This is a genomic window from Streptomyces sp. NPDC051582 (assembly GCF_040681715.1).
In the GTDB taxonomy this organism is placed as follows: domain Bacteria; phylum Actinomycetota; class Actinomycetes; order Streptomycetales; family Streptomycetaceae; genus Streptomyces.
The window spans coordinates 66,674-90,377 of record NZ_JBFAZJ010000032.1 but is presented as its reverse complement, the minus strand read 5'-3'; the positions used below and the strand labels follow the sequence as shown (position 1 = coordinate 90,377).

Here is a 23,704-nt window from a genome sequence, read left to right as displayed (position 1 = left end):
CGCGGTGGCGCCCAGCTCCTTGGCGATCAGGCCCTCCTGGATGCCGACCAGCGCGGTCGCGTGCGTCAGGTTCGGGAAGTACCCGATCCGGACCTCCGACGCCGACAGCTTCCTGCCGCCGTCAGCCGCGACGTTCGCCTTCTCGTCGTCGTCCTTCTTCGCCTCGGAACCGTAGCCGCAGGCGGTGAGCAGCAGGGGGAGCGCCGCTGTGACGGCGATGGCGCGCAGGATGGTGAGCGATCTGGCGGCAGACACGGAGGTGTCCTTTCACGGGACGGTGTTCACGGAAGTGCGGAAGTGCGGAAGTGCGGAGATAGGGGAGTGCGGGTGTACGGCGAAGGGCGAGGCGGGGCATCGGCACGCACGGCACCCGCTTCCGGCCGTTGCCGGCGGGAACTCGGTCACGGCTGAGGAGTCGGCGGGCTTCGGACGTCGTCCCGAACACGGGCGTCGAGGTCGTACGCCGGACGACCGCGCCCGAAAGCGCGCGGTCGGTCAGGCCTGCCGGGAGGGCGGCCAGGTCGACGGAGGTACGTGCGGAGCGCACCCGGCGCAGAGCGTCAGCCGGGCTGACAGATGGCGCTGGAGGTACGTACGAGGTCGATGTGCCGGCGGGAGGTCAGAGGCAGCATCCGGCCTGCGTGGTGCAGTTCTCGCACGGCCACCTCACTTGATTCCTAGTTTTCCCACCTGGTTGGTAGGCATATTGGCAGAGCCGGACGGCGGGCCCAAGAGGCTGACCGCATCGTGGACGCCGCGATCTCGCTATGCGAGAAATCGCAGGTGAGGCCGGGGGTGCGGAGGCGAGATGGAAGTGGAGCAGCGGTGAGGGTCAGGGGTTGGTCCAGGCCCCGGGGGGATCGGCCAGTGCCGATACGCCGGAGGGCAGCTCGGAGGACGCGACATCGGCGAGCGTCACACCGTCGAGGATCTCGCGCACATTGGCCCGCAACGCGATCCACAGCGGAAGCAGCGACTGGGCGGGTCCGGTGTAGGACAGGTCAGGTGGGCGGACGCCGCGCACCGAGACGAGCGGTCCGTCCACGACGCGGATGACGTCCGCGATGGTGATGGATCCGGCGGGCTTGGCCAGACGGTAGCCGCCGTTGCCGCCGCGCTGGCTGAGCACGAGACCGCCTCGGCGCATGTCGTTCAGGATGCCCTCAAGGAACTTGTGCGGGATGTCCTGGGCCGCGGCGATGGCTTCGGCCTTCACCGGCCCGTCGTCCTGCGACGCGGCAAGCTGCAGTGCGGCACGTACCGCGTAGTCCGCCCTGGCTGAGATCCGCATGGGGCCATTATCCGGCATGGATCCGGCCGGCGTCGGACTCGGGTGGCCGCGGACCGCCGGGTGCCCGCGGACCGCCGGGTGCCCGCGGACCGCCGGGCGGGTGCGGACTGCCGGGCGGGTGCGCCTGTCCGGCAGCCGGGGGCCCGGCCCGTGGATCCGCACCCCGGGCAGGAGCCCCGCGTCAGTGGAAGGCCGCCGCCACCGCGCGGTGGGAGCCGTTGAGGTAGTGCTCGCCGATGGAGCGCAGGCGGTGCGCGACCGGTCGGTGGGCCGTCAGGACCCGGGCGTTGCGCCAGAAGCGGTCCAGGCCGGGAGCGTCGGCGAGTTCCAGTACCCGAGCGGTGATGTGCAGGGCGGCCTTCGACGTCACGGCCTCGGCCGTGGCGACCAGGGCGGCGACGCCCGCCGGTACGTCGGCGTCGAGGTGCGCGCCCGTGGCGAGGGCCTGCGCCATGACCTCCGTCGCCCGGTCGACCACGGCGTTGGCCGTCTGGGCGGCCGAGGCGAGTTCCCCGTACGTCAGGAACAGGTCCGCGTCCTCCCCGGGAGGCCGATGTGCGCGGCCGCCCCTGCTGAGGTCGCGCGCTTCGGTGAGCGCGCCCTCAGCGATGCCGAGGCCGACGTGGCACAGGGCGAGCCGCAGTGCCGGTTCCGCGAGGGCGGTGACGGGTGGGGTCGACTCCTCGTCGTGCGGTCGGCGGCCCAGCACCTGGTCCGGCGTGATGGCGACCCGGTCCAGTACGACCCGGCCGGCGCCGGCGACCCGCTGTCCGAGGCGATCGTGGGAGGGGTCGACGCTCAGGCCCCGTGTGCCGGCCGGAATCCGTACGACCAGGACGTCGCCGGTCGCGGCGCAGACGGCGTCCACCACGAGCTGGTCGGCCGCGTCCACCGCCGTGTCCACGTACCGGCGTCCGTTCAGCAACGGACCGGTGGGGCGGGGCCTCAGAGTGAGGTCCGGCTCCTCGGTGTCGCCGTCGGGCGCGGGGGTTCGGACCGCCCCGGTCCACAGCCAGCGCTCGCGCACCGACTGCTCTTCGAGGGCGGCGGCGAGCTCGGGGTCCGCGTAGAAGCGCCCGCTCCAGGCATGTACGTAGTGACGGGCGAGCAGGTCGCCGACGGAGCTGTCGGCCGCGGCGATCTCCCGTATGACGGCGCACCCCGTACGCCAGTCCGCCCCCCGGTCGGGTCCGGGTGGGGTGAGGGCGGCCGGCAGGCCGGCCTCGCGGAGCCGGGCCGTCTCGTCGGTCGGCGGCTTGCCGGCCTGGTCCCGGGCGATGGCGTCAGCGGCGAGGTCGTCCGCCACATCGCGGGCGGTGCGCAGGAGCGCGCGGTGCCGCTCGTCGGCGGATGGGCGGTCGACGGGGCCGGGGGTGGGGCCGGGGGCGAGGGTGGGGCCGGGGGTGGGGGTGGTCATGTCGGCTACTCCGGAACGTTGTTGGGTGGCGACCGGGCAGGGCGGTAAATCCCCACCTTTCCCATCGGATTGATAGGGATATTCGCCCGAAGTGACCTTCCCGGCAAGGCGGTGACCGCATGATGGACAGTTCGATCTCGGGATGAGAGACGCTGCGGATCGGTGCAGGGCGGGTGGGATCGAGGCCGGATTTGCCGTCAAGGACTGCGCTGAGCTGCGAAGTTGTGTTTCCTTGCCCTTCTGGCGGGGGGAAGCTTTCGTGTGCTTCGCCCGGCCCTTTCCTACGCAACAAGTAGGGAAGTGTTGACGAGCATCCGCCGCGCACCTCAGGATGTGCCCATGTCCCCGTCGCAGCCGTTGCTCGTACGCCGCAGGCACGTTGACCTCCGTCGCGTCGCCAGCGCCGTCTGCCGCCCCCTCTAGGGCTTTTCGTCAGGGCATTTCACCGATGCGCGCCGATGTTCCGGCGTCGCTTCCTCCGTGCGTCGCGCCTTGCTCGTGGCCCCGGCCCTCCGGGCCGTGCGGGTCGGTCCGGCATGCACCACGCCGACCCTCCCGGTCGAATCCGTCACGGAGCCGTCGTGCCCTGTCATGCCCGAACACCCTGCATCCGTACCTCACTCCGTGCAGCCGAAGGGGCTCATCATGACCACCGCAATCCCCGCACCCGCCGTTCGCCGTTCCCCCGCCCCCCGCCTCCAGCTGGTCGGCGACCGTCCGTCCGCTGCCCCGGCCGTCCCCGTCGGCGGGACCGCCGGCGGCCGCGTCGGGTACCTCGTGTTCCTGCCGGCGGAAGTCGACCCGGTCGCGCTGATGCAGGCGCACGGCATCCGCCCGGAGATCCATCCCCTCGGGCTCGGGCTGCCCCGGGTCCCCGGGGCGGAGCCGGCCCCGCAGCCCGACCCCGCCCGGCTCGACGACGCGATCCGGGTGGACCCGGCGCGTCGGCTGGCCGAGGTCGACGGGCACGAACTGGACCTCACGTACCTGGAGTTCGACCTCCTGGCCCATCTCGTGGCCCACCCGTACACGGTGCACACGCGTGACGCCCTCATCACGGGCATCTGGGGCTACGGACACATCGGCGACGGCCGTACGGTCGACGTCCACGTGGCCCGGCTGCGCCGCAAGCTCGGACCCGCCCACCGGGACCGCATCTCCACCGTGCGCCGCGTCGGCTACAAGTACGTCCCCGACAACCGGTGACCCGGGTCCGGCCGTCGATCAGGCGGGCGGCGCCGTCCACTGGGGATCGCGCCCGCTGAGTCCGACCGTCCGGTCGATGAGCGGGGCGTCGTCCGGTACGGGCACGACCGCTCCGAAGATGCCCCCGCCGCGATCATCGTCCTCGGCGGCCTGGCGCAGGAACGCGTGGGCGAGGTCCAACGCGGCGCGGTCGGGCGTGTAGACCTGGCCGGTGGCCCTGGCCAGGTCCCAGCCGTGGACGACCAGTTCGTCGGCGGCCACGATCAGCGCGATCTCGCCGGGGAGGTCCACGCCTCCGGCACGGGTCATGCCGGTCCGGGCGGCCGGTTCCCGCCATGCCTCGGCCATCTCGGTCAGGACCCGGGGCAGTTCCTCGCGCCAGTCGGCGGGCAAGGGGGGCGCGGCGGCGCCCGGGGCCGTGTCCGTCGTGGGGCCCAGGTCCTTGCGGGCGGCGTCGCGGAACGCGACGGCGAGGCCCGCGAGGTGGCCCAGCAGGTCACGGACCCTGTACTCGGGGCACGGCGTCCGATCGGCGAGTGCCGCGTCGGGGACGGCCCTCGCCAGGCGGGCCACGAGCCGGGCCTGCGGTTCGAGATCGACATCCGTCGTGTCGGGCATTTTGCCTCTCCCTCCGGGGTACTGCGCCTGAAGGGTAGACCGGTGACGAGGCCGGGCCCCATCGCCACGCTGGCACCGTTGCGCGGCCCTGTGGTCACGGCCCCGCCGCGGGGGCCGGCGGGGCCCGGCCGGGCCCATGCGCAGCCATGCCGGTGTGATGGTCGGCGAAGTCCCGCCCGTCCCGCGACGGGCGGACGGCGCCGCTTCGCGGACACGCCCCGGGCTCGTCCGCGCCGGACTCCGTCGTGTCGATGAGTTTGCGGGCATCCGCCGGTCTATCTCTTGACGGAGACAACCGACTCACCGGAGGAAGCCATGGGCCTCATCCACATCGAGATGTTCGCGACCCTCGACCTCGTCGGGCAGGCGCCCGGCGGCCCCGAGGAGGACCCGGCGGGGTTCCCGTTCGGCGGCTGGCAGGCGCCCCTGCTCGACGAGGTCGGCGGGGCGCAGATCGGTGCCGCGTACGAGGGCACCGACGCCCTCCTGCTCGGCCGGCGGACCTACGACATCTTCGCCGCCTACTGGCCCCACCAGAAGGGCGGCGGCGAGGACGGCGAGATCGCCGCGCTCTTCAACCGCGTCCCGAAGTACGTGGCCTCGCGCGGCAAGCCCGACCTCTCGTGGGCCGGGTCCACGCAGCTCGGCCCGGACCTCGCCACAGCGGTGCGTGAGATCCGCGAACGGCACGAGAACGTGAAGGTCGTCGGCAGCCTGGACCTCGTGCAGAGCCTCCTGCGCGAGAGGCTCTTCGACCGTCTCGACCTCTGGGTGCACCCGATCCTGCTCGGCGTGGGCAAGAAGGTGTTCGACGGCGGCACGGTACCGACCAACGTCACCCTCCTCGAACCTCCGGCGGCCGGGCCGAAGGGGACCGTCTACCTGCGCTACGGCCTCGCCGAGGGCACGCCCGCGACGGGGGACATGGGCGCACCCGATCGCGGTGCAGGAGGTGTGGGAAACGGTGCAGGAAACGGCGCCTGAGCGGGTCTCCAGGGCGCCGGCCGGGCCGGCACGCGCGCGAGACGGCGCTCCGGACCGGCGCCGGTGGCATCGGCGCCGAGCATCCGGGGAGCCGGTCGGCGGTGTGCGGCGCACGGCGCGGGCGAGCCCGCGCCGCCGGAAGGACGAGGAATCCCCGATCAGGCCAGTGTGGGGCTGATTCGCGCCGCTTGGGCCGGTTCGGTACCGCGCCGCGCAGGGCGGGTGCTGTGCTGAAGGTGCTGCGTCCGTGGGGGGCGAGCGTCCGCACAGCAGATACAGGGGGTCTTCAGCGATGGCTTCTCTGAACTACGAAATCCTCACCGACCCGGCTCCGCTCCAGGTGCCGGGGGCAGGGGAGGAGTCCCAGGGGGCGGTCCACGTCGTCGTCTCCAATCCGACCATGGACGAGGTGATCTGGTACTCGATCGAGTTACGAGTACCCGTCGGCCCGGCGGACGGCGATCTGACGCCCCATCCGAAGACGGTCAACGCACGGGTCGAACACAACACCGCGACCAAGCAGGGGGAGGAGCCGCTCGTCGTCTGGGACGGCGACACAGGTGTCCTCACGGTGACCGCCCGCCCCAACACGCTGTTCCAGAAGGCCGGCTCCATGGCCCTGGTACTGGACGGTTTCCCGGTCTCCGCCGTGCCCGGCCTGGTGCTGCTCCAGGTGACGGAGAGGGCGGCGAACGGGGCCAGGGTGCAGAGCAACCCCGTGACGCTGAGCCTGCTGAAGCAGGCGTCCAGGGTGCCGCGCAACTTCCGCCCCAAGGACTCCCTGGTGGCCGCGGGCAAGGACGTGGTCCTGAGGTGGGACGGGCCCGACACGCTCACGTACCGGATCCAAGGTCCGGACGGCTCCGCGGAGACCGTCACGTCGAGGAACGGTGCGTCCGGCTGGGAGTGGTCGCCGAAGGCGGGCCAGGAGCCGAAGCGGGACGCCACGTACACCCTCATGGCCACCTCCCCGGGCTCTCAACAGGCGGGCTCCTTCCTCACCACCACCGTCCACCTGCGCAGTCCCGAGTTCGAGGGCGTGACGGCGACGGCCGGGGTGCACGCCCCGTGGGTCGAGGGCACGGCGGACAGGGGCCGGATCACCTTCACCGCGCGGGGCGCGCAGTTCCAGGACGACGCCCAGGCCCCGGGCACGGTCTCGGCCGCCGCGGCCGACGTCGACACCGTGACCGCGACGTGGGTGCGGGGCCGCGACACCGGTGCCGGGTGGATCCGGTTCCCGTCCGACGGGATCACGGTCGGCCACGGAGCGGGAGGCGATCTGGGCACCGTCACGGCCGACAAGATCAGCGTGAACGGCATCAACACCCGGTGGGTGGGGGACCGCGACGCCGGCAAGGGATGGCTGGAGTTCCCGCAGTCCGGCGTGAACGTGCGCAAGGACGGAAAGCAGGAGTGGGGAACCGTCGCCGCCGACAAGGCGGACCTCAACGGGATCAACACCAAGTGGGTGCAGGGCCGCACGGCCGCCGACGGCTGGATCGAGTTCCCGACCGCCGGGGTGAACGTGTTCCAGGGCGCCGGAAACCGCCAGTGGGGAACCGTCGCGGCCGATACGGCGGACCTGAACGACGTGACCACCCATCGGGCCACGGTCAAGGAACGCCTCACCCTCCAGGGAGGGCTGACCGTCGACAACGTGCTGGAGACGCAGGACGGCCCACCGCGGCTGATCGTCCGCGGGCGCCTCGACGCCGAGGGCGATGTGAACGCCAACGGCGCCCTCGCCGTCCGGGGCGAGTCGCAGTTCGAGGGAAAGGTGAACGCGAACGGACACCTGTCGGTCCGGGGCGGAGGTGCCTGGGTCATGCACACGAACGACGGCAAGGTGTCGATCAACGGCGAACTGCGGGTCCAGGGAGACTCGCTGTTCATCGGGAAGGTGAACGCGAACGGACACCTGTCGGTCCGCAACAAGGACGTCGGATGGATCATGCACACCCGGGACGACTTGGTCGCCATCAACGGTGACCTGCGCGTCCACGGGGCGTTCCGCTCCGACAGCTGACGGGGTCTCACCCGCAGCATCACGGCCGGCATCGCCAAAGCCGTCGGGGGCCCTCGGCGGCCCTCGGCGGCCCTGCCCCGGCGCTCAGGCGCCGCCGGTGAGCTGGAGCACGACGATGCCGGCCAGGACTGCGGCGCTGGCGGTGATGCGGCGGTGACCGAGGCGCTCGTGGAACACGACCGCGCCGATCAGGGCGCCGAAGACGATGCTGGTCTCGCGCAGGGCGGCGATGGTGGCGAGGTCGCCGCGGGACTGTGCCCATACGACGAGCCCGTACGCCAGGAGCGAGAGCAGGCCGCCGGCCAGGCCGCGGCCGCACAGCGGGCGCAGCGCGGTGAGCAGGGCGGGGCCCCGGCGGGCCCAGGCGATGAGCGGGAGGACGAGCCCCTGGCAGAGGAAGAGCCAGGCGATGTAGCCGAAGACGCTGCCCGAGACGCGGACGCCGCTGCCGTCGACGAGGGTGTAGGAGGCGATCATCAGGCCGGTGCCGACGGCAGCGGCGAGCGCGGGGAGTTGGGCGCGGCCGGGGATTCCGTCGGCGAAGGCGAGAGCGGCGAGCCCGCAGGAGACCACCGCGATGCCGAGGGCCTGGCCGACGGGCAGGGAGTGGCCGAGGAAGGCGGTGGAGACCAAGGCCACCACGACGGGCGAGGTGCCCCGGGCGGTCGGGTACATCTGGCCGAAGTCGCCCAGCTGGTAGGAGCGCAGCAGCAGGAGTTGATACGCGACCTGCAGCGCGGCGGAGACGGCGATGTACGGCCAGGCCCTCGGGTCGGGCAGCGGGGCGAGGCAGACGAGCACGGCCCCGCACCCGGCGGAGGCGAGGCTGATGAGCGTGAAGCCGGCCAGTTTGTCGCGCAGGCCGTGCGTGAGGCCGTTCCAGGTGGCGTGCAGCACCGCCGAGGCGAGGACGACGACGGGCACGGCGGCCGTGCCCGTCATGGACGACAGGTTCGCTGACACGGTCACTCCCCGCGAGCTGTGGAATGGATTTCCTTGCTAGGGTAACTCCATGGAATTTGATTCCGCGACAAGGGGTGGTCTCGCCGCCTACATCCGGGCCCACCTGTCCGAGCTGCGCGATACCGAGGCGAGGGTGGCGCAGGTCGTCCTGGACAAGGGTGCGGAGTTGGTGCACCTCAGCGTCAGCGACGTCGCTGCGCTGGCCGGGACCGCACCGTCCACCGTCGTACGGGCCTGCCAGCGGCTGGGGTTCCGCGGGTACCAGGAGTTGAAGATCGCCGCGGCCCGGCAGGCCCCTGCCCAGGAGCCCTCCCAGGACCCGGACCCGGCCGCCCGCGCCCTGACCGACACGATCCGTGCCGCCCGGGAGGCGCTGGAGGGGGTGGCGGCGACGGTGACCCCGGAGCTGCTGCGCGCGGCGGCCGCACTGATCGACACGGCCGCCCGGGTACTGGTCGTCGGCGCGGGACTGTCCGGCGCGGTGGCGCTGGACACCGCCTACCGGCTCCGCGCGCTGGGCTGCGCGGTCGACGCTCCGGCCGACCCGCTGACGGCGCAGCTGGCCGCCTCGCAGCTGACCTCCGCCGACGTCTGCCTGGCGATCAGCCACACGGGCGCGACGCGCAGCACGGTGGACGCCGCCCGGGGGGCGCGGCGGGCCGGAGCCCGTGTCGTCGCCCTGACGAGCTACGCCCGCTCGCCGCTGAGCGAGGCCGCCGACCGTACGCTGGTCGCGGGCGGCCAGGACCTGGTGTTCGGATTCGAAACCGTCGCCAGCAGGCTGGCCCACCTCACCGTGATCGATGCCCTCGCGCTCACCCTGCTGGGACTGCGTGGAGCGCCGGCCGAGGCGGCACTGCGGCTGTCGGCGGACGTCACGGTCGACCATTCGTACTGACGGCGGGCACGGGCGTGCCGTCGCTCGGGCATGACATTTGTACGGCCCGAGAGGGGATGGGCGGCCCTACCGGAGGGCCTTTCGTTCTCCGTAGGCTTCACACCATGTCGAACTCACACAAAATCGGACGTGACGACGCCTGGGAAGGCGTCGTGGTCAACCTCTCAAGGGGCATGCTCGACGGCTCGAACATGTACCACTTCGCCGAGATCCGCCTCGCCCAGGGCGACACGATCAAGGTCCGGATCGGCCGCGGCCTCTGGAAGTCGATCGCGGTCGGAGACCGGATCGTCAAGCGGCCTGGAGCCGACCCCGTCAAGGGGTAGCCGCTTTCGCCCCCGCCCGGCGGCTGTTCGCCGGCGTGCGCCGATTTCTTAGCATCAGGCGGCAAGTATTCGCCTCGCTGCCACCGGGGCGACTACAAAGGATCGAACCGATCCGAAACCCTGCGATGGGGAGAATTGCCGAAGGCGGTGTCTGCGTATGCGTGAACACAGCGGGATGGAACCGATCGCGGTCAGATTACTCAAGGGAAGGCGGATTACGGGCGGTCTGCCCTGATGGGGCCGGCGATGCTGAAACCCGTGTCGTTTTCCCCGGCGCACGCATCGGCGGACGAGTACCAGCACTTGACGGCGACCATCCGGTCGAGGGCGGAGGACGCCCAGGGATTCTTCGGCGGGGCGTCGAGACGGCCGGGGGAATTGGCCTACCTGCCCCTGCACGTTCAACTCAGGGGTTTGTCCATGGACCTCTACATCGAGCTCCGCCTGGAAAACGCGGGCATGCGCATGGTCGGATTCCGCAACACTCTTGAGAACGGACAGGCTCCACAGGAAGCGTCCGTCCGACACGTTCGGGACTCCGTCGCCCCACCCGGTATCCGTCGGAGCGAAGTCCTGCCGTTCGGGGGAGGCCGCTCCGACCTGGAAACGGCCGCCGCAGTGAGGCGTTTGGGGATCTCGCTGGGGCGCCGGCAACTGGGCAACGCGGTTACCTGGCTGCACCGCAACCGCGATCCGCAGTGCACCGCGCACGGACTTCTCGTGCTGACGGAAATGATCTGCGAGGCCGCCCGATATCCCGCGCTGGCCGATGCGATGTCGCGCATCTGGATGACCGGAGGACGACTGTCGGATGCGGCACCGGTGTGAAAGCCGAGACCGGCGGACCGAAATCTCGTTCCCGAACCGCCCTGCCGAGCCTGCCGGACACGTCCGGCCGGCCGGCCGGACGGCGCGCGGTGACCCGTCCGTACCGTCGGCCCGGACCTTAAGGGGAGATCAGCTGAGCCTTAAGCCTGCCTGTGCCCTCTTCGCCTCCGTGTCGATCGGCGTTCGGCATCGGCTCTGCACGCCCTTCGGCCACTGTCGGCGGAGGCCCGTTCACCTGCGCCTTTGAACGTGCTCCAAAGGCGCCGGACCACGAGGAAGGGCCACACGAGGTCCTGAACCTCCGCACGGACGGATTTGTAAGACGGCGACAAGGATTGAAAACGCGCGGGATTCAGGCCGTAAGCAGGACGGGGGAGGCCACCATCCATCGATCGAGGAGTGTCAATGTCCCGAAAGCGGACGGTCAGTCTGAAGAAGAAGCTCGTGCTCTCTGCCGTCACGGGAGCCCTGGTGACGGGAGCGGTCGTCACGACGATGGCGACAGGCAACGCCGCCGCCCCCGACGTCGTGTGTCAGGGGTCGACGGTGACCCTGTCGGGGGAGGCGGGTGCCCCGGCGGCGAGTAGTGGGACGTTTCCGGTGGGGACGAAGTTGAAGGTGACGAACCTGGACAACGGTCAGTCGACGACGGTGGCGGTGAACGGGCCGTCGGGTAGTTGTGTGCTGCTGAACAACGCGGCGTTCGACAAGGTGCGGGAGCCCGGCAAGAACCTGATCCGCCGGGCGCGCATCGAGCGTGTGGGCGGCGGTGCCGCTCCGGCCGGTGCGACGGGTGCGGCTGGTGCGGCTGGTGCCGGCGGAGTGAAGGTGCCGCCGGCCACCGGGGAAGTGGTGTGTCAGGGGTCGACGGTGACCTTGTCGGGAGAGGGGGGTGCGCCGGCGGCGAGTAGTGGGACGTTTCCGGTGGGGACGAAGTTGAAGGTGACGAACCTGGACAACGGTCAGTCGACGACGGTGGCGGTGAACGGGCCGTCGGGTAGTTGTGCCCTGTTGAACAACGCGGCGTTCGACAAGGTGCGGGAGCCCGGCAAGAACCTGATCCGCCGGGCGCGCATCGAGCGCGTCGGCTGATCCGCCGGAGAGCCGTTCGCAGGCTCCTCCGGGCCACCCGGCGCCCGGCGCCCGGCACCTGCTGACCGGAACGCGCCGCGTGCGCACGGGTCAGAGCCCGGACTGCTCCCACCAGATCCGCCGGGATGCCGGGAGCGGGTCCTCGGTGAGGGTCGGTTCGACGTCCCAGACGCGGGTCGTCGGCCGGTCCGCCGTGAAGACCGGCCAGCCCGGGTCTCCCGAGGCGGCGAACGAGATCCACGAGGCCCGGAGCCGCTCGGAGAGCCGGACGAAGTCCTGGGATGGGGGTTTGCCGCCGAACAGGAAGCCGGAGAGGGGTCCCTTCGCATGGCCGAAGGTCGCGGGGATGTCCACGGTGTGACAGGCCCCCAGGGCTCCGCCGAAGGCCGGGCTGCTCCAGGTGAAGTCGTAGAGCCAGGAGCGGCCGCCCACGGCGGCGTGCGCTTCCGCCAGCCAGGTGGAGGGCATGCGGAACAGCGCGTCGGAGTACATCTCGACGTACAACTGGGCATCGGTCAGGCCGGGGTGAGCGGCGCGGTAGTCGGCGGCCGCCCCGCGGCCGAGACGCAGCTCCTCGCCCACGGCATCGAGGTCGAGGCGGCGGATCCGCGCCGAGGGCTGGGGCGGCTTGCCGGCCGCCCGGTCCCGGAATCCCGCCCGTGCTGCCGAGAGCATCATGGGCGCGGCCTTGACCACGGCGCCGAGCCCCATTCTGACGACCCCGCGCTGCATGGCGAACATCGTGAACTCATCGTGCGTGTAGCCCGCGATCAGGTCGATGTCGCGGGCGCAGCCCGAACGGATCGCCAGCCAGGGCTTGTCGACCACGGTGACGCCGTCGATGACGGGGGAGAAGGAGGTGATCGCCTCGGGGGTCGTCCAGCTGCCCGGATCCGCGCGCATCGCGGGCAGTGCCACGTCCTGGACCGAGAGCAGCTCCTGCGGGGGTACGGACGCCAGCCCGTCGAGGCCCACACCGAGTGCTTCCGCGGTCATCGAGGAGATGCGCCGAGCCTCCTCCTCGGGGAGGAACCGTCCGGCCATGCTCTGGACGATGGCGCGGTGGAACAGGCCCCGGGCGCCGGGCGCGGACAGCAGGGCCGCGGTGGACGCGCCGCCGCCCGACTCGCCGAAGAGCGTCACGTTGTCCGGGTCGCCGCCGAAGGCCGCGATGTTCTCGTGCACCCAGGTGAGTGCGGCGGCCTGGTCGAGGAAGCCCCTGTTGGCGGGCGCCCCCGGCACGTACCCGAATCCCTCGAAGCCGACGCGGTAGTTGAACGTCACCATGACCACGCCGCCCCGCGCGAGCATTTCGCCGTCATAGCCGGCGTCGGCGGAGCAGCCCGACTTCCACCCTCCCCCATAGATCCACACCATGACCGGCAGCCGGTCACCGGCCCCGCCCGGCGTCCACACGTTGACACTGAGGCAGTCCAGCCCGTCCTCCGGCCGCCAGGCCGCAGGCATCCCCGGGACGAGGGGCAGCTGTGGGGGAGCGGAGCCGAAGGACGTCGCCGGACGCACTCCCTCCCAGGCGGGGACCGGGACCGGTGCCTGGAAGCGCAGTGGTCCGGCCGGCGGGAGGGCGTAGGGAACGCCCTTGAAGACGGACAGTCCGTTCTCGGCCGCGCCTGCGATCTTGCCGGTCGAGGTCTGGACGGTGGCACCCATGGGGGCTCCTTTCGGGTGGAGGGGCCGGTGGCCGTGCCCGGCGGATCATGACCCCGCCAAGGAGTATGGTGATAATTTGACGATCGCAATCATTACGCTATGCATGTGATCGGGGTCAAGGGGCGCGACGGCCGCGTCCCCGCCCTCGGGAGCCGGTCGCGCACACCCGACTCCCGAATGTGAGCGCACACCCGGGCGGGCGCCGGTTACGCTCCGACGATGGAACGCGCAGAGGTCCTCAAGCGAGTCGTCGGCATCCTCACCGAGTCCCAGGAGATCCGCCGGGCAGCCGAGGCGGGTGAGGGCGATGACACTCCCGAAACGGAAGCCGGGGTCGTCACCCAGCTGCTGAACGAGATGCTGCCCTCGATCAGCGTCCCCGCCGACGCCTCGCCGCAGCAGGTGGCCCGCGTCGTCGCGGAGGCGCTCGGCCCGGCCCTCCACACCATGGTCGCCGGCTTCAGCCTGGCCTTCACCAGCCTGGCCATGGCCCACGACGCCGGCCGTACCGACATCACCTCGATCGAGGTACTCCAGCAACTCGCCCTGGAAGTGGAAGCGGGAACGTACGACGACGACGGCGAGTGAGGCGGCGGGAGGACGGAGCCGCTCGCCGAATGCCACGCACGACGCCGGCTTCACCGTCGTCCCTCACGAGGCACGACGCGTGGACGGCAGCGGTGTCCGTACGGGCCCGCTCCGTTGTCCCGCGTCAGGGGCGGCTGCTGGGGCTCGGCCCGTCACGGCACTCGTCAGCCCCCGCGGGCTGCTGAGGCAGGCGGCCCGGCCGGCCCGGGGTGCGCGGGCCGGCGCCTGCGCGGCGACTGTTGCGTACGCTGGCGGGTATGCGCATGCGCCCCACTCTGAGCTGGACGCCTCCCGCGGGCCTACGGCCCGGTACCACCGATCCGGAGCCGGTCGCCGACGCGCTGCGCAGCGGCGAGGTGCTGGTGCTCAGCGGGGCAGGCATCTCCACGGAGTCGGGCATCCCCGACTACCGGGGCGAGGGTGGAAGCCTGAGTCGGCACACCCCGATGACCTACCAGGAATTCACCGCCAGCGCCCAGGCGCGACGCCGGTACTGGGCGCGCAGTCACCTCGGCTGGCGCACGTTCGGCCGGGCCCGGCCCAATGCCGGGCACCGGGCCGTGGCCGCGTTCGGCCGCCGTGGCCTGCTCTCGGGTGTGATCACCCAGAACGTCGACGGGCTGCACCAGGCCGCCGGCAGCGAGGGCGTGGTGGAACTCCACGGGAGTCTGGAACGGGTCGTCTGCCTTTCCTGCGGCACGTTCGCATCCCGCCGGGAGGTCGCCTGCAGGCTCGCCGACGCCAATCCCGGATTCGAGCCCGTCGCCGCCGGGCTGAACCCGGACGGTGACGCCGACCTCACCGACGGGCAGGTCGGTGACTTCCGTGTGGTGCCGTGCTCGCGGTGTGCCGGCGTTCTCAAGCCGGACGTGGTGTTCTTCGGCGAATCCGTTCCGCCTCAGCGGGTCGCGCGCTGCCGCGAACTGGTCGACGGGGCCGGCTCGCTCCTGGTCCTGGGATCATCGCTCACCGTGATGTCGGGGCTCCGGTTCGTCCGGCAGGCGGCCCGGGCCGGAAAGCCCGTACTGATCGTCAACCACGATCCGACCCGTGGCGACGAGCACGCGCTCACCCGGGTCGCGCTCCCTTTGGGCCCGACCCTCACCACCCTGGCCGACCGTCTGGGCATCCCGCTCGACGACCGGACGGCAACCTGAGACGTCCGGACGGCAACCTGAGACGTCCGGGCGGCCCGTCGGGTCGCGCAGCCCGGTTCCACCGCAAAAGTGGCGCCCGCCGGACGCGAGAAGGCGCCGTCTTGCCCGCCCGGTGAACCCGCACCGTGCTCAAGTCCCCGTCGGGCATGGGCGATCGCACCGTTGGCCGAGCGGCCTGACCCTTCGTCCGGCACGACGTGCCGCTGCACTAGAGTGCACGCTGCGCCGAGCGCGAGGGAGATCATGAAGACAGCCGCCGAGTCATCGCAGGACCTCAGCACACCGTGGAAGACCGGGGCCTTCCGGCGGTTCGCGGCGGCCACCCTCATCTCGGCGACGGGGTCTGCGATGGCCCCCCTCGCGCTGGCGTACTCCGTCATCGAGCAGGGTGGCGGGGCCGGATCCCTCGGCCTGGTCCTTGCCACGAACACCGTCCCCACGATCGTGTTCCTGCTCATCGGCGGCCTCTTCGCCGACCGCCTGTCCCGAAGCCGGCTCCTGTTCCTCGGTAACCTGCTGGCCGCCGGTGCGCAGGGTGCGCTGGCCGTCACCGTCGCCACCGGACATGCGACGACGATGTCCATCGCGGCGTGCGGGTTCATCTCGGGAACGGCCGCGTCGTTCATCGTTCCGGCCACACAAGGTGCCGTCTCGCAGATCGTTCCCGAGGAGCACCTGCAGCAGGCCAACGCGTTGCTCAGGCTCCCGAGCAACGCGGTGAGGGTACTGGGGCCGGTCGTCGGCGGAATCGTCGTCGCCGCGAGTGGCGCGGCGTGGGCGCTCGCCTGGGACGCGTTCACGTTCGCCATCGCGGCCGTCCTGCTTCTCGGTCTGCGCCTGGAGGCCCCGGTCGCCAAGCCCGGCCGCGTCCTGGCCGATCTGCGGGCGGGCTGGACCGGCTTCTGGTCCCGTACCTGGCTGTGGAGCTACACGGCCGCCGGCACCGTCCTCGTCGCCGCATGGCTGGCGGGCTTCCAGCTTCTGGGCCCCCTCGTGGCCGCGCGGCAATACGACGGAGCACGCGACTGGGGTCTGATCCAGGCGGCTTTCGCCTCCGGCCTGCTGGCGGGAACCCTTGTGTGCCTGCGCTGGAAGGCGTACCGGCTGCTCACCGTCGCGGTGGCCACGGGCGGTGCCCTCGCGCTCCCCCTGACCGCCATGGCCTGCAGCATGCCTCTGCCGCTCGTCCTCGTTGCCGCCTTGCTGGCAGGCATCGGACTCGATGTCGCGGTCGTTGCCTGGAACACCGCATTCCAACAGCACGTGCCCCTGTCGGAACAGGGCCGCATGAGTGCGTTCAACGGCATCGGCGAACGCCTCGCCATCCCTCTCGGCTACCTCGTCACCGCCGTCGCAGCCGACTCGTGGAGCAGCCAGGGAGCGCTCCTGGCCTGTGCCGTCATCATCGCCCTCACGACCGTCCTCAACCTCTGCGTCCCGGACGTGCACCGCGTCAACCGGCTTGCGCCGAGCGGTCGGTCGAGGGCAGTGCATGAGGATCGCGAGGTGGAGCAGGCGTAGCGGACGTTCCGGTGGTCGAGAGGCGCTGTTCGAGCCGCCCCGGCCTCCGTGAGTGCCGATGGACCGGCCGGGCGCGTCAGTCCTTCAGCAGCTCGTCGCGCACGGCGATCCAGTCCAGCGCGGACCGGATGCCCTCCTCCAGCGACAACTTGGGGATCCAGCCCAGCAGCTCGGCCGCCCGGTCGCTCTTGGTGTAGCCGCCGGCCACGTCTCCCGGGCGAGGGTCCGCGTCGACGGTGACCAGGGGCGTGCTCACGACGCGGTTGAAGGCGTCGCACAGCTCGCGGACGGTACTGCCGTGGCCGGTGCCCAAGTTGATCGCGATCGAGCGCTTCGACTTCGTGAGGATGGAGTCGAAGCGCTCGATCGCCGCGACGTGGGCGGCGGCGAGGTCCCAGACGTGCACGTAGTCCCGGATGCCGGTGCCGTCACGTGTCGGGTAGTTCGTGCCCGTGATCGGGAACGGGCGGCCTTCCCGGTGCGCCTGGATGAGCACGCCCAAGGCGTGGCTGGGCCGCTTGAGCTGGAGGCCGGTACGCAGCTCGGGGTCGGCGCCGACCGGGTTGAAGTACCGCAACGACAGGACGCGCGGCCCGGCCACGGCGATGTCGGCGAACATCTCCTCGCACACGGCTTTGGTGCGCGCGTACGGGCTCTGCGGCGCGAGCGGCGAGTCCTCGTTGACGGGCGAGCCGTCCTCGGCCTGGTAGATCGAGGCCGAGGAGCTGAAGATGATGCGGTCGCAGCCGTTGCGGTGCAAGTGGCCGACGAAGGCCAGGCTCTTCGCGACGTTCGCTTCGTAGTAGCCGATGGGGTCCGCAACGGAATCCGGTACGACGATCAGCGCGGCGCAGTGCACCACGGCGGAGATGTCCGGGTGCTCCGAAAAGATCCGGTCGACCAGCGTGCCGTCCGCGATGTCGCCCTCGTAGAAGCTGCGGCCCTCGGTGAACTCGCGGCGGCCGCGGACGAGGTTGTCGAGGATCACGGGAGTGATGCCCGCGTCCAGACAGGCCGAGGCGACGGTGCTGCCGATGTAGCCGGCTCCCCCGGCGATGAGGACGGTGCTCACGATGATCTCTTCCCGGTCGTTCGAGCCAAGCAGGCAACCCAGGCTAGCCGAGAACGAATCGGGGAACCCGCCGACCACCCGAACTGCCGAGTGGCCCCCGACGGGCCCGGAGGTGCAGGCGCGAGCGAAGACGCTAGGGTCGCGTCATGGACTTGAGCGGAAGGGTCTGGGGCGCCACGAAGGCGGAGCGGAGCGCGTCGTATCCGTGTGACCCGCTCGTGGCCGCCCGATCCGAGGGCTGGACACGGGCCGTCGACGTCGCGGCCCCGCCCGGCCTCGTCTTCACGTGGCTCCGCCAGCTGACCATCGCTCCGTACAGCTACGACTGGGTCGGCTTCCGAGGCCGCAAGAGCCCGCGCGTGCTGCTCCCCGCCCTGCCCGATCTGTCCCTCGGACAGTCGTTCCTCGTCTTCGAGATCGCCGGTTTCACGACCGACGAGCACATCACCGGCGTGCTCCCCGAAGCCCTTGCCGCGCGGCACGGGCACATGGCCGTGAGCTACACCGTGCGCCCGCGCGGCGAAACGGGCTCTCGTCTGGTCGTGAAGGTCGTCGCCGAGACCGGGGCGACGGCGAGTCGCAGGCTCCGTCGCCGGCTCCTTGCGTGGGGCGATCTCGTCATGATGCGCAAGCAGCTTCTGACGCTCAAGAAACTGTCCGAGGGGTCGGCGGCCTCGGCGGCCGCAGGTCCGGCCGCAGGGTAGACGGCCCCCGGCTAGACGGCCCCGGGCCTCGGCGCCCCGGCTCACTGGACGAGGCGGACGCCTCCTGTGTGCGGAGGAGTGTCGGCCCCGATTGATGCCTTGACAACGATTGCCTAGTCATCAATGCTGGAGGGGTGACAGCAACTCCCAGCGGTCTGCGCGACCACCTTGGCTATTGGATCCGGCGTCTCTCCGACGAGGTGCACGGTCGCTTCGAGCAGGAGCTCGCCTCCTACGACGTGACGGTCGCCCAGTGGGCGGTCCTGATCACCGTCCACCGCGGTGATGCCGTGACCACCCGGGAGGTGGGCCGGTACATCAACGTCGACGCCGGAGCCGTCTCGCGACTGGTCGACCGCCTGGTCGCGAAGGATTTGATGACGCGCGAACCGGACCCCGCGTCCCGTCGCAGCCTGCGGCTGACCCTCACCCCCACCGGGCGTGAGCTCGTCCCCCGCCTTGCGCGGATCGCGGATGCCAACGACGCCCACTTCTTCTCCGCCCTCGAACCCGGCCAGCGACAGCAGCTGGAGGGATGGGTGAAACGCCTGATCAACGAGGGTCACCCGGATTCCACCGACACCCCGAAGGTTCCATCATGAGCACCGCAAACACCCCCGCCCGCTCGATCACCAAGACCGTCACCATCAACCGGCCGGTCGCCGACGTCTTCGCCTTCCTCTCCGACGCCGCCAACTGGCCCGCCTGGGCCGTGGTCAACGTCCAGGCGATCGAACCCGCGCCCGAGGAAGGCTGGTGGCTGATGGCCACGCCCCAAGGGCCGGCCAGACTGCGCATCCGCGGCGATGCCCGGCTGGGGCTCCTGGACCACGACTACCTCGACGAGCAGGCTGCCTGGCAAGTCCCGGCCCGCGTCGTGCCCAACGGCAACGGCTCCGAATTCATGATGACCTTCTTCCAGCCGCCGGCGTTCACGGACTCCTTCTTCGACGAGCAGATCGCCCTCGTCGACACCGAACTCGCCGAGTTGAAGAAGATCCTGGAAACCGGGATGTGACCACACCGCACGCCCCATCGCCAGATCCGCCGCCCCAGCCCCTCGGAGGCCGGAGGCCACCGGCGGACCCCGGGATCGACGGGGAAGGAGGCCCGCAAAGGCCTCCTTCCCCGTGTCCGGCCGCTGCCGTACGGCGGGCCAGCGGGTCAGCGGGTGAGGAAGCGGGTGGCGCCCACGTAGACGCGGCCGGTGGAACCGATGGGCTCCTCCTGTACCGGATCCCCGGTACGAGGCGAGTTGATCATCATGGGTTCGCCGTTCCGCGTCCCCGTGTAGATGCCGACGTGGGTGACATCGGTGCCGGTGCCGGTGGCGGGACGGAAGGCGACGATGTCGCCGGGCCTCAGGTCCTGCGTACCGGTGATCCGCACTCCCGCGGCCGAGCCGGCCGGAGCCTGGCCGCCGCCCGCGTCGAACTGCGGCTGGGCGTCCCGGGGGATGGTCAGACCGAGGGCGGAGTAGACCTGGCCGGTGAGACCGGAGCAGTCGTAGCCGAATCCGGAGGTGCCCGACCACAGGTAGGGCAGACCGAGGAAGGCGCGTGCGGCGGCGACCACGTCCGCGCCGCTCGGCGCGGCCGGCACCCTCGCCAGGTCGTCGGCCCGGAAGAACAGCCGGCCGCCGCTGGGGGAGTAGGCGGTCACGACTCCGGGCAGCGGACCGGCCTTCACCGGGAAGGCGGTGTTGTACGAGTACTCGCCCGCCTGCCCGGATTCACGGCCGGCCAGCGCGGCCCTGGCGGTGGCGAAGCCCCGGGCCGTGGGGCGGGCAACGCGTTCCTCGTGCGTACCGCCGGGCGCGCGCCGGTGCTCCGAGGTCAGCTGCCGGTCGGGAATCCAGCCGGGGTAGGCGCCCCGGCCCGCCTGGTCCCGGGGGGTGGGCTGGCCGTGCACCCACACGTGGTCCCAGAGCACACCGCCTTGCCACTCGGTGCGGTCGACGGTCACGCGGACGCCATGGAGAGCCTGGGTCTCCCCGGCGACCTCGCGCCGCTCGTCCAGGGACATGGTGGTCAACCACCCCCGGATGTCGGAGGGATTGGTGGTCGCCGGGGCGTCCACGGGTCGGACCTGTTCGGGGCTCACCCAGACCTGAGCGACCGTCACGTCGACGTAGCAGGTCGGGGCGCCGTGGCAGGGGCGGGCGGCGGCGGACCAGGAGGGGCGGTCCGCGGCGGTGGGGGCCGCGGGGACCGCGGCGGCCGGAGTGGCGAGGGCGAGGAGCATGGCGGCGGTGGCCGTCAGGACGGTCTTCACGGAATACATGAGTCGATCCTGTCCAGGGCCGCGCGGCCGTGAACCCCTCCGGCCCGGCCGGCCGCCGCGGGCCGTGCCGATGGCCGTACGCGGCGTGTTTCGCACGACCGGGACGATGCCGTTGGGGCCACCGGGCACGCACACCACGGCCGGGAAGGCCGACCGGAGGGATACTCGGGGCATGACGGACAGCGAACGGGAGACGGAGCGGCGGCTGGAGCGAGCCATCCTGGATTTGCTGGACCGCCGCGGCCCGACCGCCACGATCTGCCCCTCCGATGCCGCCCGGGCGGCGTACGCCGGGGACGACGACGGCTGGCGCCTGCTCATGGAACCGGTTCGGCGGGTGACCGGGCAGTTGGTCGAGGCCGGGGAGGTGGAGGTCACCCAGGGCGGCCACCCCGTCGATCCGGCGACGGCTCGCGGTCCGATCCGTATCCGCCGCCTGTGAGTCGCGTCCTATGGTGATCCCCGTGAACGCTACGGGCGGGGAGACGATCGGGGGCCGGTACCGGCTCCTGGAGCTGATAGGCCAAGGCGGCATGGGCCGGGTCTGGCGCGGGCGCGACGAGACGCTGGGCCGTGAGGTCGCGGTCAAGGAGGTCCTGCTCCCGCAGGGCGTCTCGGACGCCGAACGCGACCGACTCGTACAGCGGGTGCTCCGCGAGGCCCGCGCCGGCGCCCGCCTGAACCATCCGGGGATCATCACCGTGCACGACGTGGTCGAGCACGGGGGAGCTCCCGTGATCGTCATGGAGTACGTCATCGGCGTCTCCCTCGGCACCGCCCTCAAGCGGAACGGACCGCTGCCGGTGCCTCGGGCCGCCGGGATCGCCCTGGCGATGCTCAAGGCGCTGCGCAGGGCCCACGAGGCGGGGATCGTCCACCGGGACCTGAAGCCCGACAACGTCCTGCTGATGGACGACCGGGTGATCATCACCGACTTCGGCATCGCGCACATGGCCGACGCCACCACGGCGTTGACCCGGACCGGCACCGTGATGGGCACTCCCGCCTTCATGGCCCCCGAGCAACTGCTCGGACGGCCGCCGTCCCCGGCCAACGACCTGTGGGCCCTCGGGGCCACCCTCTACGCCGTGGTCGAGGGCGAAGCGCCGTTCAGTGGCGAGACGTTCAGCGCGCTGTGCATCGCGGTGGCGACCCAGGATCCGCGCCCGCCCCTGCGGGCCGGCGCGCTGGCGCCGCTGCTGGCCGCTCTCCTGACCAAGGAACCGGCCCGGCGGCCCACGGCGGAGGTCGCCCTGGCCGAGCTGGAGCGGCTGGCGCGCGGCGGCTGGTCCGGCCCCGGCGAAGGCCGGGCGGAGGGCCCCGCCGAAGGGCCGGCGGACGGCCCGGCGGATGCCCCGGCGGATGCCCCGGCGGATGTTCCGGCAGATGTCCCGCCCCCGCCGGCATTCGGGCCGCCCGTGAGCGAGCCGTCGGCGGCCGGAACGCCGCGGGCCGCCATGGCGCTTGGCCCGGCTCCATCGAGCCCGTCCCTCGCCCGGCTGATCCGCTTCGGCGGCTGCTTCGCCCTGTTGTTGCTGATCGGAACCCTGCTCCCGTGGAACTTCTTGGAGCACTACCTCAAGGCCTTCAACATCCCGACCCTGCTCGTCCTGATCCTGTTCTCGCTCGGCCACGCCCTGCCCCGGCCCCGCTGGCACCCCGCACGGGTCCTGCCCGTGCTCGTCGTGGCCGACACCGTCCTGTGGCTCCTCCTCCAACGACTCCTCGCCCGTGGGGCGGGTCTCACGGACCTGGGAACCTCTTGGCACATCGGGTTGATCGCCGCCAACATGGCGATCTTCGCCACCGGCGCTTGGCTCCTGTGGTGGAAGGTGCCGGGCAGCCGTCCGCAGTGACGGGCCGCACCACGACCTCCGCGGCGGCCTCGCCGCTCCGGAGTTGACAGGCGAAGGCCGCGCGCCGCGGGGGGCCGCCCCGCGCGGCCTTATGGTCCACGCGAAGCCCGCCGAACGGCGAAGGCTTCGCCGGTACCCGCCCTCACGCCAGGAGCCTCCGCATGTCCGCACCCACCGGTCTGATCGACGTCCACCACCACGCCATCCCGCCCTTCTACGCCGAGGCCCTCGGCGACCGGAAGGCCATTCCCGGCGTGGACTACCCGACGTGGACCCCCGAGCAGAGCCTGGAGGTCATGGACGCCCACGGCATCGCCGCCGCGGTCCTGTCCGTCACCGCCCCCGGTGTCACGTTCCTCGACGGCCCGGACGCCTCGAAGCTGGCCCGCCGCGTCAACGAGTACTTCGCCGAGCTGGTCCGCGAGCACCCCACTCGCTTCGGCGCCTTCGCGATCCTGCCCCTCCCCGACGTGGCCGCCGCCCGCGAGGAGCTCCGCTACGCGCTCGACGAGCTCGGTCTCGACGGCGTCGGCGTCCTGACCTCGTACGGCCACCGCTACCTCGGCGACCCCGAGTTCGAGCCCCTCTTCGCGGAGATCGCCGAGCGCGGCGCGGCCGTCCACGTCCACCCGGCCGCCCCGCCCAGCCGCGACCTGGCCACGTTCGATCTGCCGGTCTCCCTCTACGAGTTCACCTTCGAGACCACCCGCACCGCGGCCAGCCTGCTCTTCAACGGCGTCCTCGACCGCCTGCCCGACCTGCGCATGATCCTCTCGCACGCCGGCGGCACCCTCCCGTTCCTGGCCCGCCGCCTCACCTACGGCACCACCATCGGGGCCTACCTCAAGGACCGCGCCCCGGAGGACGTCATCGGCACCCTCGGCCGTCTCCACTTCGACATCGCGATGTCCGCCAACGACTTCGCGCTCCCTGCCCTGACCCGCCTCACGGGCACGGACCGCATCCTCTACGGCAGCGACTACCCCTTCATGCCCGCCGCCCACACCACCGAGAACACGAAGGGCTTCGCCGAGTTCGACGGCTGGACCGACGCCCAGCGCGCCGAGATCGGCCGCGCCAACGCCCTCCGCCTGCTGCCCGCCCTGGCCGCCCGGCTCACCCCCGCCGGCGGCGGACGTCGATGACGGCGTGGTGCCCGTCGGCCGTCGGCCGTGGGCACGGGATCGGGATCGGGTCCGG

25 protein-coding genes and 1 pseudogene are annotated in these 23,704 nt (G+C 71.7%); 17 read left to right on the top strand and 9 right to left on the bottom strand.

What is annotated here, in order from left to right:
- From AB0M92_RS32105 to AB0M92_RS32090, 4 genes and pseudogenes are all read right to left on the bottom strand, one after another.
- Positions 1-255 (bottom strand): annotated as a pseudogene (locus AB0M92_RS32105) (sulfate ABC transporter substrate-binding protein); the annotation flags it as partial.
- Positions 256-560: 305 nt separating this feature from the next.
- Positions 561-632 carry a putative leader peptide gene (locus tag AB0M92_RS32100; RefSeq protein ID WP_351157054.1) on the bottom strand — a complete coding sequence of 24 codons (72 nt, stop codon included), beginning with the start codon at positions 630-632 and terminating at the stop codon, positions 561-563.
- A 200-nt stretch (positions 633-832) separates the two neighbouring features.
- On the bottom strand, positions 833-1,291 hold the full coding sequence (locus tag AB0M92_RS32095; RefSeq protein WP_366105843.1) for an Rrf2 family transcriptional regulator: 459 nt from the start codon (positions 1,289-1,291) through the stop codon (positions 833-835).
- A 181-nt stretch (positions 1,292-1,472) separates the two neighbouring features.
- Positions 1,473-2,708: an acyl-CoA dehydrogenase gene (locus AB0M92_RS32090; protein WP_366105842.1), complete on the bottom strand. Its 1,236-nt coding sequence runs from the start codon at positions 2,706-2,708 to the stop codon at positions 1,473-1,475.
- Between the two features lie 339 nt (positions 2,709-3,047).
- Between AB0M92_RS32090 and AB0M92_RS32085 the strand changes: the two genes are divergently transcribed.
- Together AB0M92_RS32085 and AB0M92_RS32080 are read left to right on the top strand one after the other, a co-directional pair.
- The gene (locus tag AB0M92_RS32085) at positions 3,048-3,131 is read left to right on the top strand and encodes a putative leader peptide (protein WP_366105851.1); all 84 of its coding nucleotides are present in this window, start codon (positions 3,048-3,050) and stop codon (positions 3,129-3,131) included.
- Positions 3,132-3,353: 222 nt separating this feature from the next.
- Positions 3,354-3,914 carry a winged helix-turn-helix domain-containing protein gene (locus AB0M92_RS32080; protein WP_366105841.1) on the top strand — a complete coding sequence of 187 codons (561 nt, stop codon included), beginning with the start codon at positions 3,354-3,356 and terminating at the stop codon, positions 3,912-3,914.
- Between the two features lie 18 nt (positions 3,915-3,932).
- Here the strand turns inward: AB0M92_RS32080 and AB0M92_RS32075 are convergent, their stop codons facing one another.
- A complete protein-coding gene (locus AB0M92_RS32075; protein WP_366105840.1) occupies positions 3,933-4,532 on the bottom strand; it encodes a TIGR03086 family metal-binding protein in 600 nt (199 codons plus the stop codon).
- 315 nt (positions 4,533-4,847) lie between these two features.
- Here AB0M92_RS32075 and AB0M92_RS32070 point away from each other — a divergent pair, with 315 nt between their 5' ends.
- Both AB0M92_RS32070 and AB0M92_RS32065 read left to right on the top strand, forming a co-directional pair.
- Positions 4,848-5,516 carry a dihydrofolate reductase family protein gene (locus AB0M92_RS32070; RefSeq protein WP_366105850.1) on the top strand — a complete coding sequence of 223 codons (669 nt, stop codon included), beginning with the start codon at positions 4,848-4,850 and terminating at the stop codon, positions 5,514-5,516.
- Between the two features lie 292 nt (positions 5,517-5,808).
- Positions 5,809-7,545 carry a hypothetical protein gene (locus AB0M92_RS32065; RefSeq protein ID WP_366105839.1) on the top strand — a complete coding sequence of 579 codons (1,737 nt, stop codon included), beginning with the start codon at positions 5,809-5,811 and terminating at the stop codon, positions 7,543-7,545.
- A gap of 84 nt (positions 7,546-7,629) precedes the next feature.
- Here the strand turns inward: AB0M92_RS32065 and AB0M92_RS32060 are convergent, their stop codons facing one another.
- On the bottom strand, positions 7,630-8,487 hold the full coding sequence (locus AB0M92_RS32060) for a DMT family transporter (protein WP_366105849.1): 858 nt from the start codon (positions 8,485-8,487) through the stop codon (positions 7,630-7,632).
- A 70-nt stretch (positions 8,488-8,557) separates the two neighbouring features.
- On the opposite strand from AB0M92_RS32060, the gene AB0M92_RS32055 reads away from it, so the two are divergent.
- From AB0M92_RS32055 to AB0M92_RS32040, 4 genes are all read left to right on the top strand, one after another.
- Positions 8,558-9,406, top strand: coding sequence for a MurR/RpiR family transcriptional regulator (locus AB0M92_RS32055; protein ID WP_366105838.1), 849 nt, complete (start codon positions 8,558-8,560; stop codon positions 9,404-9,406).
- A 104-nt stretch (positions 9,407-9,510) separates the two neighbouring features.
- Entirely contained in the window at positions 9,511-9,732 is a 222-nt protein-coding gene (locus AB0M92_RS32050; RefSeq protein ID WP_366105837.1) for a hypothetical protein, read from the top strand.
- Between the two features lie 234 nt (positions 9,733-9,966).
- Positions 9,967-10,560, top strand: coding sequence for a ribosome-inactivating family protein (locus tag AB0M92_RS32045; protein WP_366105836.1), 594 nt, complete (start codon positions 9,967-9,969; stop codon positions 10,558-10,560).
- Positions 10,561-10,965: 405 nt separating this feature from the next.
- The gene (locus AB0M92_RS32040; RefSeq protein WP_366105835.1) at positions 10,966-11,652 is read left to right on the top strand and encodes a hypothetical protein; all 687 of its coding nucleotides are present in this window, start codon (positions 10,966-10,968) and stop codon (positions 11,650-11,652) included.
- A gap of 90 nt (positions 11,653-11,742) precedes the next feature.
- On the opposite strand, the gene AB0M92_RS32035 is transcribed toward AB0M92_RS32040, so the two are convergent.
- On the bottom strand, positions 11,743-13,323 hold the full coding sequence (locus AB0M92_RS32035; RefSeq protein WP_366105834.1) for a carboxylesterase family protein: 1,581 nt from the start codon (positions 13,321-13,323) through the stop codon (positions 11,743-11,745).
- A 219-nt stretch (positions 13,324-13,542) separates the two neighbouring features.
- Between AB0M92_RS32035 and AB0M92_RS32030 the strand changes: the two genes are divergently transcribed.
- From AB0M92_RS32030 to AB0M92_RS32020, 3 genes are all read left to right on the top strand, one after another.
- Complete coding sequence (locus AB0M92_RS32030) at positions 13,543-13,911, top strand: hypothetical protein (protein ID WP_366105832.1); 369 nt, start codon at positions 13,543-13,545, stop codon at positions 13,909-13,911.
- Positions 13,912-14,168: 257 nt separating this feature from the next.
- Positions 14,169-15,068: an NAD-dependent protein deacetylase gene (locus AB0M92_RS32025; RefSeq protein WP_366105831.1), complete on the top strand. Its 900-nt coding sequence runs from the start codon at positions 14,169-14,171 to the stop codon at positions 15,066-15,068.
- Positions 15,069-15,311: 243 nt separating this feature from the next.
- Positions 15,312-16,589, top strand: a complete 1,278-nt coding sequence (locus AB0M92_RS32020; RefSeq protein ID WP_366105830.1) for an MFS transporter — start codon at positions 15,312-15,314, stop codon at positions 16,587-16,589.
- Positions 16,590-16,665: 76 nt separating this feature from the next.
- On the opposite strand, the gene galE is transcribed toward AB0M92_RS32020, so the two are convergent.
- Entirely contained in the window at positions 16,666-17,661 is a 996-nt protein-coding gene (gene galE / locus AB0M92_RS32015; protein ID WP_366105829.1) for a UDP-glucose 4-epimerase GalE, read from the bottom strand.
- Between the two features lie 146 nt (positions 17,662-17,807).
- On the opposite strand from galE, the gene AB0M92_RS32010 reads away from it, so the two are divergent.
- The 3 genes from AB0M92_RS32010 to AB0M92_RS32000 all read left to right on the top strand — a co-directional run bounded on the left by AB0M92_RS32010 (position 17,808) and on the right by AB0M92_RS32000 (position 19,383).
- Positions 17,808-18,365, top strand: a complete 558-nt coding sequence (locus AB0M92_RS32010) for a hypothetical protein (protein WP_366105828.1) — start codon at positions 17,808-17,810, stop codon at positions 18,363-18,365.
- Between the two features lie 134 nt (positions 18,366-18,499).
- Complete coding sequence (locus tag AB0M92_RS32005; protein ID WP_366105827.1) at positions 18,500-18,967, top strand: MarR family transcriptional regulator; 468 nt, start codon at positions 18,500-18,502, stop codon at positions 18,965-18,967.
- Complete coding sequence (locus tag AB0M92_RS32000; protein WP_366105826.1) at positions 18,964-19,383, top strand: SRPBCC family protein; 420 nt, start codon at positions 18,964-18,966, stop codon at positions 19,381-19,383. The genes AB0M92_RS32005 and AB0M92_RS32000 overlap by 4 nt, the downstream gene beginning before the upstream one ends.
- A 146-nt stretch (positions 19,384-19,529) precedes the next feature.
- On the opposite strand, the gene AB0M92_RS31995 is transcribed toward AB0M92_RS32000, so the two are convergent.
- Positions 19,530-20,648, bottom strand: coding sequence for an NlpC/P60 family protein (locus AB0M92_RS31995; RefSeq protein ID WP_366105825.1), 1,119 nt, complete (start codon positions 20,646-20,648; stop codon positions 19,530-19,532).
- Positions 20,649-20,820: 172 nt separating this feature from the next.
- On the opposite strand from AB0M92_RS31995, the gene AB0M92_RS31990 reads away from it, so the two are divergent.
- From AB0M92_RS31990 to AB0M92_RS31980, 3 genes are all read left to right on the top strand, one after another.
- Complete coding sequence (locus tag AB0M92_RS31990; RefSeq protein WP_366105823.1) at positions 20,821-21,090, top strand: DUF3253 domain-containing protein; 270 nt, start codon at positions 20,821-20,823, stop codon at positions 21,088-21,090.
- A gap of 22 nt (positions 21,091-21,112) precedes the next feature.
- Entirely contained in the window at positions 21,113-22,504 is a 1,392-nt protein-coding gene (locus AB0M92_RS31985; RefSeq protein WP_366105822.1) for a serine/threonine-protein kinase, read from the top strand.
- Positions 22,505-22,665: 161 nt separating this feature from the next.
- Positions 22,666-23,649 carry an amidohydrolase family protein gene (locus AB0M92_RS31980; protein WP_366105821.1) on the top strand — a complete coding sequence of 328 codons (984 nt, stop codon included), beginning with the start codon at positions 22,666-22,668 and terminating at the stop codon, positions 23,647-23,649.
- The last annotated feature ends 55 nt before the right edge of the window (positions 23,650-23,704 follow it).